Source organism: Brachybacterium equifaecis, assembly GCF_023509525.1.
Lineage (GTDB): Bacteria > Actinomycetota > Actinomycetes > Actinomycetales > Dermabacteraceae > Brachybacterium > Brachybacterium equifaecis.
Genome location: NZ_JAKNCJ010000004.1, coordinates 1 through 14,153 on the forward strand (window position 1 = coordinate 1; position 14,153 = coordinate 14,153).

Consider the following 14,153-nt stretch of genomic DNA (forward strand, 5'->3'; position numbering starts at 1 on the left):
CGACCTGCTCAGGCGTGTGCCGCTTCCTCGTGTTCGTCATGATGAGACCAGTCTTCCTGCCCGCAGCAGCGAGCATCAAGACGACTCACACAACGACTGGACCTACATCACGGGGTCAGCCCACCCTCGGCATCGCGGATGTGTCAGTGCGCCCGGACCCTCAATGCGTGCCCCCACTCCGCACGTGGACCGGGCGCCTGTGCAAGCAGTGGACGTTCGCCGGACCCTTCGTCGGCGCGGGTGGACTTCATGGCACTTTCGATGCGCTCGAAAGCTGGGCCGCCTCCCGCGCGCAGGGAGCTGCGGGGCGAAGACCTTTCGGGTGGATGGATGACCGGGACTGGTACTGGCACAATGGCGGAACCCTGGACCATGGTGCTTTTGTCGCGATCTCCCACGATGGGCTTCGCGTCATGACAGTGCACACGCTGGGGCATAACCCTGAAAGAGCTGACGCGATCGCCGCGCGCCTCCAGGGAAACTGATGCCGGCGCGGCGAGGGCTGTGCAGTCCCTCCAGTTCGAGTCGGAGCGCTTTTCCGACGCGCTGCGAATTCTTGATCAGCGGGCAGTCGATGCACTCGACTGCCGCCGCAGCGACCTTCTCGGGGAAGCGGATGAGCGAGCGCTTCGCCGACGGGGTCCACGCGATGCCGTAGGGGTGAGCCCTCATGGCCGGAGCGCCGCCAGGATGTCGTCCTTGCTCAGCACCTCAGCGCGGCCTGCCCGCTGCTCGTCGAGACTCTTCCGGATCTCGCCGACGAGAGCGGGCCGGCTGACGATCTCCAGAGTCTCCTCGAGGGAGGCGAGATCGTCCGTGCTGAGGACGACGGCAGCGGGCTTGTCGTGCCGGGTGATGACCACGCGGCAGTGCTCGCGCTCCACCTGATCCACGACCTCGAGAGGCGGCTCCTCAGGTCGCGCAGGGCCATAGGGGAATCGATGTTCATGGCCATAAAGGCAACCACATCGGTGCTCTGGGAGGAATGGCGTCCCGGCTCTGGAAGACTCGGCGCATGACAGCTGACGCGCCTCTCGACGAGTCGGGCATCCTCGCTCGGATCACTCCCGCCCTGCCCCAGGGAAGGGACGTCGAGCTCGGGCCGGGAGATGACGCCGCCGTGGTACGGCTGGTCTCCCCCCGGCTCGTGATCACCACCGACACCCTCACGGAGGGCCATGACTTCCTGCTCGCGCGCACGACGCCGGAGCAGATCGGGGCGAAGGCGGCCGTGCAGAACCTCGCCGATGTCGCGGCGATGGGCGCGCGCCCCCAGGCCGTGGTCAGCGCCGTCTCGGCGCCCCGCGGCACGGACCCGTCGGTCCTCAAGGGCATCGCACGCGGTCTCGCGCAGCGATGCGCCCGGTACGGGGCGAGCGTCGTCGGCGGGGATCTCGGTGCGGCTGACGCCCTCTCGATCACCATCACTGCCGTCGGCGCGCTTCCCGAAGGGCAGGAGCCGAGCGTCCGCAGCGGCGCGCGCCCGGGGGACGTCCTCGCCGTCGGCAGCGATCAGCTCGGCCGCTCCGCCGCCGGTCTCGCGCTGATCCTCAAAGGGGATCCCACGCGCCTCGAGGCGGACGAGGAGGCTCGTGCACTGATGACCTGGCAGAACAGCCCCGACCCGGACCTCACTCTCGGCTGGACCGCTGCCATCGGCGAAGCTGCGCCCGCGCCTGGATCGGGGGAAGCGGAAGGCGCCGCCCCGGCCACCGCGATGATGGACCTCTCCGACGGGCTCGTGCGCGACGGGGGCCGCATCGCGCGGGCGAGCGGAGTCGTACTGGATGTCGATCCCACCGCGCTCGAGGGTGACGTGGAAGCGCTCCTGTCCGCGGCGGCGCTGCTGGGCGCAGGGAGCGAGGCGGCCTGGGAATGGGTGCTGCACTGCGCGGAGGAGCACGCGATGCTTGCGACTTTCCCCGGGCCGGGCGTCCCCTCCGGCTTCCGGGCGATCGGGAGCGTGCGCGCCCGGCGCGACGGGGAGGAGCCGGCGATCATGCTCGGCGGCCGGCCGGTCGCCGGAGAGGGCTTCGACCACTTCGGCTGAGCGCCGCTCGCGCCGCCCAACCTGCAGCAGCAGGAGCGGCGGGCCGACGGTCTCAGACGAGCGACTCCGCTCCCATCACCACCGTGCGCTCGGGCGGGAGGTGGAGGACCTGGGTGCGGTTCGCCGACAGCTTCTCCAGCGCGCGGAACAGGCGCTTCTGCCACCCGGGCATGAAGCGGTCTGATCCGCCCGCTTCGAGACGGAAGACGGAGAGGAAGTAGACGGCCTCGGCGGGGTCGATCTCGAGCTCCGGGGTGCGCCCGGCGGCCAGGCGCAGCGCTGCGGGGATGTCCTGCGAGTCGTTGAAGCCGACCCGGTAGCTGACGTGCACGATGCCGTCATCCGGATCGCCGAGATCCGAGACCTCCACGCGGGCGTCGTGGCGCACGTGCGGGACCCCCATGTGCGCGATCGTGATGATCACGATGCTCTCGTGGACCACGTGGTTGAAGCGGAGGTTCGAGCCGAGAGCGAGCGGCACCGTGGCGGGATCGCCGTGGGGATAGACCGCGACTCCCGGGACTCTCTGCACGCAGCCGGCCCCGACGCTGCGCACGAACTCGTCGATCGGCCCCTCCATCTCGCGCCGCCGCCCGAAGACGATCCGGGCGCCCTTGCGCCAGGTGAGCATCACCAGGAGCACCACGAGGGCGATGACGATCGGCAGCCAGCCGCCTGAGGCGATCTTCACGACGTTCGCGCCGAACAGGGCGAGCTCCAGCCCGCCGGCGACGACCGCGAGCGCAGCGACCTTCCACCAGGCCCAGTGCCACACGCGCAGCGCGAGCAGCAGGAACAGGGAGAGCTCGAGCAGGAGCGTGCCGGTGACGGAGAGCCCGTAGGCGGAGGCCAGCGACTCCGAGGAGCGGAAGGCGATCACCAGCACGAGCACTCCGGCGAACAGGATGCCGTTGATGAGCGGCAGGTAGATCTGGCCTCCGTGCTCCTTGGAGGTCTGGCGCACCTTCAGGCGCGGCAGCAGCTTCAGGCGCGTGGCCTGGCGCGAGACGGAGAACGCGCCGGAGATGACTGCCTGGGAGGCGATGACTGTGGCCATCGCGGCGAGGGCGATGAGCGGGATGCGCGCCCACGCCGGTGCCATGTGGAAGAACGGGTTGTCGATCGCGGCGGGGTTCGCGAGGATCATCGCTCCCTGGCCGAAGTAGTTCAGCAGCAGGGAGGGCAGGATCAGGCACAGCCAGGCGAGCGCGATCGGCCGGCGCCCGAAGTGGCCCATATCGGCGTAGAGCGCCTCGGCACCGGTGATCGCGAGGACCACCGCGCCCATCGCGATGTAGGCGACCATGGGGCGGTCCATGGCGAAGGCGATCGCATAGCTGGGGGAGACGGCGCGCAGGATCGAGGGGTTCGCGATCACCTGGGGAAGGCCCATCACGGCGAGGACGAGGAACCAGACCACCATGATCGGGCCGAAGGCGGCACCGATCGCGCCCGTGCCCCAGCGCTGGACGAGGAAGAGCGCGCTCAGCACGACGACCGCCGCGGGGACCACCCAGGTATGGAGAGCGGGATTGACGACCTCGAGGCCCTCGAAGGCGCTCAGGACCGAGATCGCGGGGGTGATGAGCGAATCGCCGTAGAACAGCGCCGCGCCGATCATCGCCAGCAGGAGCGCCGCGGAGGCCTGGGCCGAGCGCATCCCGAGCTTGCGCTGGATCAGGTTCGCGAGCGAGAGGATGCCGCCCTCGCCCTGGTTGTCGGCGCGCAGGATGATGCCGACGTACGTGACCGTCACGATCACGATCAGGCACCACAGGACCATCGAGATGACGCCGAGGACGTCCTGCTCGGTGGGCGCGACGGCGTTGTGGTGGACGCTGAACACCGTCTGCAGGGAGTAGAGGGGGCTCGTGCCGATGTCGCCGAAGACGACGCCGGTCGCGCCGAGCATGAGGGCGAGGACGGGCTCGCGCCGACGGGGTCGGCCGTCGGGGCCGAGGACCTTCGCCCGGCGGGGGCGCAGACCGCGGAGCGCGCGCCCGGTGTGCGACGGAGCGGCGGGGGCGTCGTCAGCTCCAGGTGCCGGAGCCGGGCCCGGGGGCGCTGCGGTCCCGTGCGGATCTGCTGCGGGGGAGGAGGGGGCTCCCAGCTCGCTCGGAGCCGGGGTGTGCGCGGGTTCATCTGCCACGAGCGCACATCCTGCCACCGCTGGACCGCGTCGCACTCTGCGAGGGTCCCCGGTGGACTGATCCGTGCGTCACAGCGGATGATCCGGGATCTCTCCGAGGCGCGGATCTGTATGACTGTGCGCGGCACCCTTGGGCGTGCGATAGTTTCTGGGTAACCGATTGCGGGGGAACCTCTTGGGATCACTCGCCTATGGAATCCGAGGTGCTGCCATGTCCGTCCGCCACGCCCTGCTCGCGCTGCTCAGCGCGGGCCCCGCGACCACCTACCAGCTGCGCAAGGACTTCGATCTCGCGACGGGCGCGGTGTGGCCGCTGAACATCGGCCAGGCCTCTGCGACTCTGGCGCGACTGGAGCGCGACGGGATGATCCGGCGCGAGGACAACCCGGGCGCGTCGGCCGACGGCGGCACCGCGACCGCGGGCGACTGGCATCTGAGCGCTGCAGGCCGCGAGGAGCTCGCCGCCTGGTGGGGGAGCGCGGTCCCGCGCTCAGAGCCCGAGCGGCACGAGCTCGTCATGAAGCTCGCCCTCGCGGTGACCGTCCCGGGCGTGGATGTCCCCTCCCTGCTGCAGACGCAGCGCTCGGCGAGCCTCTCGGCGCTGCACGAGGTCACCCGCGCCCGGCGATCGGTGCCGCCGGAGGATCTCGCGGCAGCGCTGGTCCTGGACCACCACATTTTCGCGATCGAGGCGGAGATCCGGTGGATCGACGACGTGGAGGGCACTCTCGCCCGCGCAGGCCGCCCCGCCGCGAGCCGGGCCGCCTCGGAAGTGTCGCCGACCGCTGCTCGCGCAGGAGCGCAGCGATGAGCGCGGCCCTCCTGGAGCTGCGCCAGGTCACGCGCACCCACGGCGAGGGCGCTCGGCAGGTCATCGCCCTGGACAGCGTGGACCTCGAGGTCCGGCCCGGCGAGTTCCTCGCCGTCATGGGCGCCTCCGGGTCGGGCAAGTCCACGCTCCTGCACCTCGCCGGCGGTCTCGCCCTGCCGACGCGGGGTGATGTGCTCGTCGAGGGTCGGTCTCTCCCAGCGCTTTCCGTCGCCGACCGCGCGGCCATGCGGCGGCGGACCGTCGGCTACGTCTTCCAGGACTTCAACCTCCTGCCCTCGCTCACGGCCGCCGAGAACGTCGCCTTCCCCCGCGAGCTCGACGGCGCCTCGGTACGGGACGCGCGCGCCGAGGCGATGGAGGCGCTCGCGAGCGTCGGGATCGCGGACCTCGCGGACCGGCGCCCTCACGAGATGTCCGGCGGGCAAGCGCAGCGGGTGGCGATCGCGCGCGCGGTCGTCGGCCCCCGCCGCCTCCTGCTCGCCGACGAGGCGACCGGCGCCCTGGACTCCCGCACAGGTCAGGACGTCGTCGCCCTGCTGCGGGAGCGCGCTGACGCGGGCGTCGCCGTCGTGCTGGTGACCCACGAGCCGCGCTTCGCCGCCTGGGCGGATCGCACCGTGCACCTGCGCGACGGGCGTCTGGTGGGCGTCTCCGCCCCCGGGAGCGTCGAGGCCCTCCTCCCAGCCGTGGGAGGAGGGCGATGAGCACGGAAGCCGTCACGGCACCGCTCGGCACGCCCGCGGTGCCTCGCCCCCTGCGCGGGGCTCTGCGGCCGATGCTGCGCCTGGCGCTGCGCGATGCTCGCGTGAACCTTCTCCGCACGCTGCTGGCCGTTGCGATCATCGCCGCGCCCGTCGCGGGCGCCCTGCTCGGCATGGCGTTCCTGGCGTCCGGCAGCACGAGTGTCGAACGAGCGCTCGTCTCGATACCGGAAGGCGCTGAGGCCCGCATCACCGCGACCGCCGCCGGCGATGCCGGAGAGTCCGCACCCCTTCAGCAGCTCCCGGAGGGGACGCTGTGGAACGATGACGCCGAGGTGACCCCCGCTGCACCAGAGCAGCTGATGCCGCTTCTCCCCAGAAGCGCGGTGCTCCATGAGCACTGGAACTCGCCCGAGCTCATCGCGACAACCGCGATCGACCTCGCTCCGGGCCAGGAGGCCCAGGCGAGCGCCGACCTCTCCGTGCAGGGACTGGATGCCTCGCAGCTCTCCGTCCTCCAGCTCCAGGAGGGCGATGCGGCGACTCTCGATCTGCTCACCCCGCCGCTGACCGCCGGGCGCGTGCCTGCCGCGCCGCAGGAGATCCTCCTCAGCCGCACGGCGTCGGCGCAGACCGGTGCGGGCATCGGGGAGAGTGTGCAGCTGATCGCCCCGCCCGACACCGGATGGATGTCGAACGACGGCCGCGTCCAGGCGGTCGTCGAGGACTCCGCGCGCGGCTACGTCGTCGTCGGCATCACGGAGGATCCGGACGAGCGGGCCGGCACGGGGTCGACGGCGGCGGCCTGGGCGCTGCCCGAGTGGCTCGCGCCGCGCATCGCCGCCGATCAGGCGGGCGTGGATCGCCACTTCCTCGTCACCGGAGAGGAGCCGGTCACCTGGGAGCAGGTGAAGGCCATGAACGCCCTCGGGGTGGTCACCGTTTCGCGCGGGGCTCTGGATCCCTACCCGTCCCGAGCCGACCTGTATCCGGAGAGCATCGATCTGGAGAGGCTCGTGATGACGGCGATCCTCGGCATACTCGCCGTGCTCCTGTCCGGCGGAGCGCTCATCCTGCTCATCACGCCTGCGTTCACCATGGGAGCTCAGCGGCTGCGGCGCTCGATCGGCGCGGCTGCCGCGCAGGGCGCCGATCCGCGCGCGCTCGGCGCCCTGTTCGTCCTCCAGGGAGCGGTGCTCGGCATCATCGGCGCGGGGATCGGCATTCTCACCGGCGTCGTGCTGCGGATGCTGCTGGCGCCCTGGCACCTCTCCCTGACCGGCACGGAGCTCGGTGCGATCCCTTGGTGGGCGCCGCTGCTCCTCCTGGCGGCCGCCGCTCTCCTCGGAGCGACGGCGACCGCTCCCGCGGCGATCAGCGCCGCGCGCTCGGACCCCGTCGATGCCATTGCAGGGCGTCCGGCGCGCGCCGAGAGCACACAGCACACGTGGCTGAGGGACGCGATCCTGCTGGTCCCAGCCTGTCTGCGGATAGTCAGCCTGCTGGTGGTGCGGCTGCCAGGGCGCGCGCTCGCCGTACCCCGAGCCGCCACGCGGGATGCAGCCCGCTCGCGTGCCAGGACCGCCCCCGCAGCCGCCGGCATCTTTGCGAGCACCCTCTTGCTCACTGTCCTGGCCATCCACCTCGGCACGATCGACACGAGCACTCGTGACGAGGTACCAGCCCCGGTGGCTCCCGGCGGCGCCGTGATGAGCATCCGCACGCCGATCTCGGATACCGCCGACCAGGCGATCATCGCCTCTGTCGTGGCTCACCTCGAGGACGAGGCGATCGCCACCGGCAGTGCGCCGGTGTACAGCGCGGCCTGGGAGGGATTCATGCTCGAGGCCCTGCCTCAGCCGGGCATGACCTGCGATCTGAATGAAGCCCCGAACTTCAGGGCGGCGCTGGAACCGGGTGCTCCGTTCTACTGCGAGCCGTTCCCCCACGGCTTCAGGCCCGGAGTCGGGTTCCCCAGCTGGATCGGCAACCAGATCTACGTGATCACGCCGGAGGCCATGCGCGCGACCGGGCTGCCCGGAGCGGACGAGGCCGCCGCGGTGCTCTCGCGCGGCGGGGCAGTCGTCAACGACGCCACGCGTCTGCAGACCGACGGGACCGTCGACCTCCAGCTCTCGGACTGGGAGAACGACGGCGCCGCCGACCACCGCCTGCCTCCGCGCCCGGGATACTTCCTGCGCGGCTTCGACGGATACGTGACGATCACCCCCGAGACCGCCGCGGAGCTCGGCATCCAGACGCTCTACATCGGCGAGATCCTCACCCTCCCGGCGCCGCTGACCGCCGCCTCCGAGGAGGAGCTGCGCGACGCCGCTGCCGCGGTGACCCCGCTCGCATCGCCCGGCACCTGGCCGGTGTCGACGATCTTCGGCGGGCCGGGGCCGGGATTCGCGATCCCCTTCGCGCTTGTGACCGCGCTCGGGATGCTGACCGCCGTGCTGACGGTGCTGCTCGGACGCCAGGAGGCGCGTCGCGAGATGGAGACGATGGCCGCGGTCGGAGCCAGTCCGGGCCGGTTGCGCACGTGGGGGCTCGCTCAGCAAGCGGTCATCCTCCTCTCTGGCTCCGTTCCCGGTCTGATCCTCGGCGGCGCCGCGGGCTGGGGCTTGATGCTCCTGCTGCGGGCTTCGGGAGACGCCGGGCCGATCCTCGCGATCACGCCGCTATGGAGCGCGCTCGCTCTATGCCTGGGGATCCTCGCCCTGACCGCACTGGCCGCGTCGCTGCTGCTCGTGCGCCCCGCGGGGCGCGGTCAGAACGCGCCGAGGTCCCGGGACTAGGCTCGGACCAGCACACCGACTCACGAGGAGGCCCCCATGCCGATCACCGTCAAGGCACTGCAGAAGACCGCTCCGGACCAGCCGTTCCGCGTCGTCGAAATCGAGCGCCGCGACCCGCGCGAGAACGACGTCGTCATCGACATCAAGGCCGCGGGCATCTGCCACAGCGACATCCACACCATCCGCAATGAATGGGGCGAGGCGCACTTCCCCCTGACCGTCGGCCACGAGATCGCGGGCATCGTCGAGGCCGTCGGCGAGAACGTCACGAAGTTCTCCGTCGGCGACCGCGTGGGCGTGGGCTGCATGGTGAACTCCTGCGGCCAGTGCGAGCAGTGCGAGGCCGGCCAGGAGCAGGACTGCCTGAAGGGCAACGTCGGCACCTACAACTCCAAGGACGTCGACGGCACGATCACCCAGGGCGGCTACGCCCAGAAGGTCGTGGTCGATGCGGACTTCGTCCTCACGATCCCCGACTCCATCGACTTCGACGTCGCCGCCCCGCTGCTGTGCGCGGGCATCACCACCTACTCGCCGCTCGCCCGCTGGGACAGCGGCGAGGGCAAGAAGGTGGCCGTTCTCGGCCTCGGCGGCCTCGGCCACATGGGCGTGCAGATCGCGAAGGCCCAGGGGGCCGACGTCACGGTCCTCTCCCGCTCGACCCGCAAGGCCGACGAGGCCGCGAAGCTCGGCGCCGACCGCCTCCTCGCGACCGAGGACGACGGCTTCTTCTCCGAGCACCGCGGCGAATTCGACCTGATCCTCAACACCATCAGCGCCGACATCCCCGTCGACAAGTACCTCTCGCTCCTGAAGCCGCACGGGGTGATGGCCGTCGTCGGCCTCCCGCCCGAGGCGCAGCCCCTGCACTTCGGCGCGCTCATCGGCGGCGGCAAGGTGCTGACCGGCTCGAACATCGGCGGCATCGCCGAGACCCAGGAGATGCTCGACTTCTGCGCCGAGCACGGCATCGCCGCGGTCATCGAGACCATCGGAGTGGACGAGGTCGACGAGGCCTACGAGCGCGTGGTCGACGGGAAGGTCCACTTCCGCGTGGTGATCGACACCGCGACTTTCGAGGACGCCGAGGTGCAGGCCTGAGCAGGACCGCCGCACCCGGCGCGGAGCAGATCAGCGCGCTCGCCGCGGAGCACCCCGAGTGGTTCTCCGCGGCGGGCGCGCCGCTCGTCGCCGCCCGCACGGCTCCCGAGGCGACCCTGCTGGGAGCCGGGGAGTCCTACCGCGCCTGGCTGGTGCGCCGCGGCGCAGGCGGTGAGGCGGGGGAGATCGTGGTGCGCGTGCCCCATAAGAGCCTCGTGGAGATCCCGCTCCCGCCCGCCGAGGAGCTCGCACTGCTGGATCGGGTGCCGGCGGGCCTCGGCGCGCAGCCGATCACCGCGCTCGACGGGCCGCCCGGAAGCGCCATCCCGGCGATCATCACCACACGCGTGCCCGGACGGCAGCTGCCTGCTCGCGAGTGGGAAGGGCGGCCCGATCTGCTCGAGGCGCTCGCCCGGCAGCTCGCGCGGCTCCACCACGGGGGCGTGTGCACGGGCCTCGCCGCTCCGACGAGCATCGACCCCCTGGGCGAGGCTGAAGCGGCGATGGACTGGTGGCAGGAGAACGAGCCCGCCTCCGCCTCCGCCGGGCAGCACCTCTGGCCCGCGGTGCGCGCGCATCAGGAAGCCGCACGCCCCGCCTTCGCCCAGATCGACGTGCGCTTCCTCCACGGCGACCCCGTCGCGGCGAACATCCTCGTGGATGCAGACGGCATTCCTCGCTTCGTGGACTGGGAGTGGGCGCAGCTCGGAGACGTCGCGCGCGACCTCGCGTTCATCGGGGGCGCGCTCCGGCTCGAGCCCTGGTACGCGCGTCTCAGCGCGGGCGAGTTCCGCGACCAGGCGCTCGCCTACGTAGCCGAGCGCGAGGCGCTCGATCCTGGCGTCGCACAGCACCCGGCGCTCCAGATCGATGCGCTGCTCGCCCGGCGCGCGGCGTTCCTGATCCACGAAGCGTTCTTCACCGGGCTGCATCTGCACCGGGTGGGGGAGCAGGGGGACAGCGGCGCCGCTCAGCGCCACCTCGCGATCATGGCGCAGCTGGAGCAGGCGTTGGCCTGAGCCGGCGGGCGATGCGGTCTCTCAGGCCTCCCCGTCCTCCCCATCCTCCAGCAGGATCGCCTGCCAGCTGAACGCGATGGCGCCCTGGACGTGGCGCGGGGAATCATCGAGGAATGCCACGGCGCTGCGCTGCACCGCCGCTCCGAGGATCTCCTCGATCCGGGTGTGGGCGCGGGAGAAGGCCTCGCGGTCCGGCTTCGCGGCGCCGAGCTCCGCGGAGTTCAGCAGGAAGCGGCCGTCCGGTCCGAGCGGTGCCAGCAGGCCCAGCGCGTCGAGCTCCTCGCGCACGCGATCGGTGCCGTTGGTGAAGACGAACACGCGCTTGTCCTCGTAGCGGGCATCCTCCAGGATGTCCTCCACCTCGGGGTCCACCTGCGCGGGAGTCCCTGACCAGTGCGCGACCGCGGCGCGCGCCGAATCCGGATCGCTCCCCCTGGCGATGAGATCGGCGACGGCGCGCTCGCGCCACTGCGCGTGGCTCGCGCGGCCGCGCACGACCTCCTGCAGGAAGGGGCTCCCGAGCACCGCCCGGTACGCGGTCCCGCGCTCTGCGCCGAGGTGCGCATCGAGGTCTCGCCACAGCTGCGGGTCGAAGCGCCGCAGCACGCCGTCCAGATCGCTCACCACCACGTCGATCGCGGGGCTGAGGGCGAGATCGCGGAAGGCACGGAGAGAGGAGCGCATCCTCCCAGCGTAGAGGCACGCTGGAGCAGGGTCCGGATGCATAGGAGCCAGGGAAGCATGCGGGAGCAGGGCCTGGATGCACGAGAGCCCCCGCCATGGGGCGGGGGCTCTCGTGAGAATGCTGGTGGTCGGGCCGAAGCCCGAGCGCGGCGCGAGATCAGGCGCTGAGCTTCTCCACCTTGCCGGCCTTGAGGCACGAGGTGCAGACGTTCACTCGCGTGGGGGTGCCCTTGATCACCGTGCGCACGGACTGGATGTTCGGGTTCCAGCGGCGCGAGGTGCGGCGGTGCGAGTGAGACACGCTCTTGCCGAAGCTCGGGCTCTTGGCGCAGATTTCACACGTGGAAGCCACAGTCGTCTCCTGAAGATCGAATCGTTTCGGGTGCCCCGCCCGCGAGCACGAGACGCTCTGCCGAGGCTCGGCAGGGAATCCGCGTGCCGGGTAGACCACCGCGCCAAGACCATCGATCTCGAGCGTGCGGCCGCGCAAGGCAACCCCAGAACCATACCTCACGTGCCATTCTTCCCCAAGGAGGGTGGGCGCGCGGACCCTGTGGACTCAGACACAGCATCCGGAGGATGGCACCATGTGCACATGCCCTCTCTGGCCTCCGTGCTCACGCCCGCTGAGCTGAAGGGCGTGCGCGCTCTCGGTGCGGAGGACCTCGAAGGCCTCCTGCGCATCGTCCCGAACCGCTACGTCATCCCCGGTGCGCTCCGCGCGCTCCAGGATGTGCACGAGGGCGAGGACGTCAGCGCTGTGGTGCACGTGGTGAGCGCCCGCGACCGCCGGATGCGCTCCCGCGCCGGGTCGATCCTCGAGGTCACCGTGACCGACGGCACCGACCGGCTCGTGCTCACGTTCTTCCTCCAGCGCGACCACCTCGTCCAGTGGCATCGCTCCCGGCTGCGGCCGGGAGAGCGGATCGTCGTGTTCGGCACCGTGAAGCACGCCCCCGGTCCCGCGAGAGCTGAGCGGGGCGAGCTCCCGCAGATCGCCCACCCCCGCTACGAGATCGTGGGGGAGGACGACGCCCTCCTGCGCGAGGCCATGCGGCCGATCCCCGTCTACCCTCTGCGCCGCTCCACGAAGCAGTCGACCATGCGCTCCGCCCTCGCCTCCGCGCTCCCGCATGCGAGCGAAGCGGTCTCGGCGATCCCGGCCGCTGTGCTCGCCGCGCAGGGGCTCCCCGCGCTGGAGCAGGCGCTGCACCTGATCCATGCCCCGCGCACGGCGGATGACATCCCCGCGGGGCTCTCCCACCTCGTCTTCGAAGAGGCCTTCGTGCTGCAGGCGATCTTCGCCCAGCGGCGCGCGCTCGATGCCCGCACCCCGGCCCCCGCGCTCGAGGGCGCCGGACCCCTGCAGCCGATGCTCGAGGAGCGCCTTCCCTTCACCCTCACCGGGGCGCAGCGCACCGTGCGGGAGGCGATCCTCGAGCGCATCGGCCGCGATCACCCCGCGAACCTGCTCCTGCAGGGGGACGTCGGCTCCGGCAAGACGATCGTCGCGCTGCTCGCGATGATCCGCGCAGTGGACTCCGGCCATCAGGCGGCGCTGCTCGCCCCCACGGAGGTCCTCGCCGAGCAGCACTTCCGCACCATCACCGCGCTCATGGGCGACCTCTCCCGCGCCGGCCGACTCGACGGCCACCCGCAGGCCACGGCCGTGCGCCTGCTCACGGGCTCCCAGCGCACAGCGCAGCGGCGCGAGACCCTGCTGGACGTCACGAGCGGGACGGCCGGGATCGTCGTCGGCACGCACGCCCTGCTCAGCGATCCGGTGGAGTTCGCAGCCCTCGGCCTCGTGGTCATCGACGAGCAGCACCGGTTCGGAGTCGACCACCGCCGCCGACTGCGCTCGAAGGGCCCTGCCGGCGGCAGCCCGCACGTGATCGTGATGTCCGCGACGCCGATCCCGCGCACCGCGGCCCTCGCCACGCTCGGCGACCTCGACATCCTCACTCTGGACGAGTCGCCGTCGGGCCGCACCCCGATCACCTCGTTCGCGGTGCCGGAGGAGAACCAGGCCTGGGAGCAGCGCATGTGGTCGCGAGTGGGGGAGGAGATCGCCGAGGGCCGCCAGGCCTTCGTCGTGTGCGCACGCATCGAGGAGAGCGAGGAGGCACCGCCCAGCACCCTCGAACTGGACGGCCTCAGCCCCCCGGAGACTGCCGGTGCTGGGGACGCGGCAGGGGAGATCGCCCCGCGCGGGGTCGAGGAGACCGCCCGGCGCCTCGCCGCCCGCCCCGAGCTCGCCGGCGCCCGCATCGGCGTCCTGCACGGGAGAATGAGCAGCGAGGACAAGCAGCAGGTCATGGGGGAGATGGTCGAGGGCCGCCTCGACCTCCTGGTCGCCACCACCGTGATCGAAGTGGGCGTCGACGTCCCGAACGCGACCGCGATGGTGGTGCTGGACGCCGAGCGCTTCGGCGTCTCGCAGCTGCATCAGCTGCGAGGGCGCGTCGGCCGCGGCGAGCACCCGGGCATCGCCTTCTTCGCGACCCGTGCTCCGCGCGGTTCCGCCGTGCTCCCGCACCTCCAGGAGATCGCAGGCACGACCGACGGCTTCGCCCTCGCCGAGCTCGACCTGCGACGCCGCGGCTCGGGCGACCTCGTGGGCGAGGTGCAGTCCGGACTCGGCCGCACGCTGCGCTTCCTCGACGTGCTGCGCGACGCCGAGGCGATCGCGCGCGCACGGGAGGCCGCCTTCGCCGTGGTCGCCGCAGACCCAGAGCTGGAGCGCGAGCCCGCGCTGCGCGAGGCCATCGCGCACCGGCTGCGCGACGCCGACCCCCGAGTGGAGAGGAGCTGAG

At 71.6% G+C, this 14,153-nt stretch carries 11 protein-coding genes; 7 read left to right on the forward strand and 4 right to left on the reverse strand.

Going from position 1 to position 14,153, the window contains the following annotated elements:
* Positions 1-668: 668 nt before the first annotated feature.
* Entirely contained in the window at positions 669-893 is a 225-nt protein-coding gene (locus tag Bequi_RS14390; protein ID WP_249737623.1) for a type II toxin-antitoxin system Phd/YefM family antitoxin, read from the reverse strand.
* Between the two features lie 122 nt (positions 894-1,015).
* Between Bequi_RS14390 and thiL the strand changes: the two genes are divergently transcribed.
* Positions 1,016-2,050, forward strand: coding sequence for a thiamine-phosphate kinase (gene thiL / locus Bequi_RS09085; protein ID WP_249737624.1), 1,035 nt, complete (start codon positions 1,016-1,018; stop codon positions 2,048-2,050).
* Between the two features lie 52 nt (positions 2,051-2,102).
* Here thiL and Bequi_RS09090 read toward each other — a convergent pair whose 3' ends face one another.
* Positions 2,103-4,199: a potassium transporter Kup gene (locus Bequi_RS09090; protein ID WP_249737625.1), complete on the reverse strand. Its 2,097-nt coding sequence runs from the start codon at positions 4,197-4,199 to the stop codon at positions 2,103-2,105.
* Positions 4,200-4,410: 211 nt separating this feature from the next.
* Here Bequi_RS09090 and Bequi_RS09095 point away from each other — a divergent pair, with 211 nt between their 5' ends.
* The 5 genes from Bequi_RS09095 (at position 4,411) to Bequi_RS09115 (ending at position 10,653) form a co-directional block, all read left to right on the forward strand.
* Complete coding sequence (locus tag Bequi_RS09095) at positions 4,411-5,010, forward strand: PadR family transcriptional regulator (RefSeq protein WP_249737626.1); 600 nt, start codon at positions 4,411-4,413, stop codon at positions 5,008-5,010.
* Positions 5,007-5,735, forward strand: coding sequence for an ABC transporter ATP-binding protein (locus Bequi_RS09100; RefSeq protein ID WP_249737627.1), 729 nt, complete (start codon positions 5,007-5,009; stop codon positions 5,733-5,735). Before Bequi_RS09095 ends, Bequi_RS09100 begins: the two co-directional genes overlap by 4 nt.
* Positions 5,732-8,533: an ABC transporter permease gene (locus tag Bequi_RS09105; protein WP_249737628.1), complete on the forward strand. Its 2,802-nt coding sequence runs from the start codon at positions 5,732-5,734 to the stop codon at positions 8,531-8,533. Before Bequi_RS09100 ends, Bequi_RS09105 begins: the two co-directional genes overlap by 4 nt.
* A gap of 36 nt (positions 8,534-8,569) precedes the next feature.
* Positions 8,570-9,634, forward strand: coding sequence for an NAD(P)-dependent alcohol dehydrogenase (locus Bequi_RS09110; RefSeq protein ID WP_249737629.1), 1,065 nt, complete (start codon positions 8,570-8,572; stop codon positions 9,632-9,634).
* A gap of 197 nt (positions 9,635-9,831) precedes the next feature.
* Entirely contained in the window at positions 9,832-10,653 is an 822-nt protein-coding gene (locus Bequi_RS09115) for a phosphotransferase (RefSeq protein WP_249737630.1), read from the forward strand.
* A 21-nt stretch (positions 10,654-10,674) separates the two neighbouring features.
* On the opposite strand, the gene Bequi_RS09120 is transcribed toward Bequi_RS09115, so the two are convergent.
* Both Bequi_RS09120 and rpmB read right to left on the reverse strand, forming a co-directional pair.
* Complete coding sequence (locus tag Bequi_RS09120) at positions 10,675-11,337, reverse strand: HAD family hydrolase (RefSeq protein ID WP_249737631.1); 663 nt, start codon at positions 11,335-11,337, stop codon at positions 10,675-10,677.
* A 157-nt stretch (positions 11,338-11,494) separates the two neighbouring features.
* A complete protein-coding gene (gene rpmB / locus Bequi_RS09125; RefSeq protein ID WP_249737632.1) occupies positions 11,495-11,689 on the reverse strand; it encodes a 50S ribosomal protein L28 in 195 nt (64 codons plus the stop codon).
* 243 nt (positions 11,690-11,932) lie between these two features.
* Between rpmB and Bequi_RS09130 the strand changes: the two genes are divergently transcribed.
* A complete protein-coding gene (locus Bequi_RS09130) occupies positions 11,933-14,152 on the forward strand; it encodes an ATP-dependent DNA helicase RecG (protein WP_249737633.1) in 2,220 nt (739 codons plus the stop codon).
* Position 14,153 lies beyond the last annotated feature (1 nt).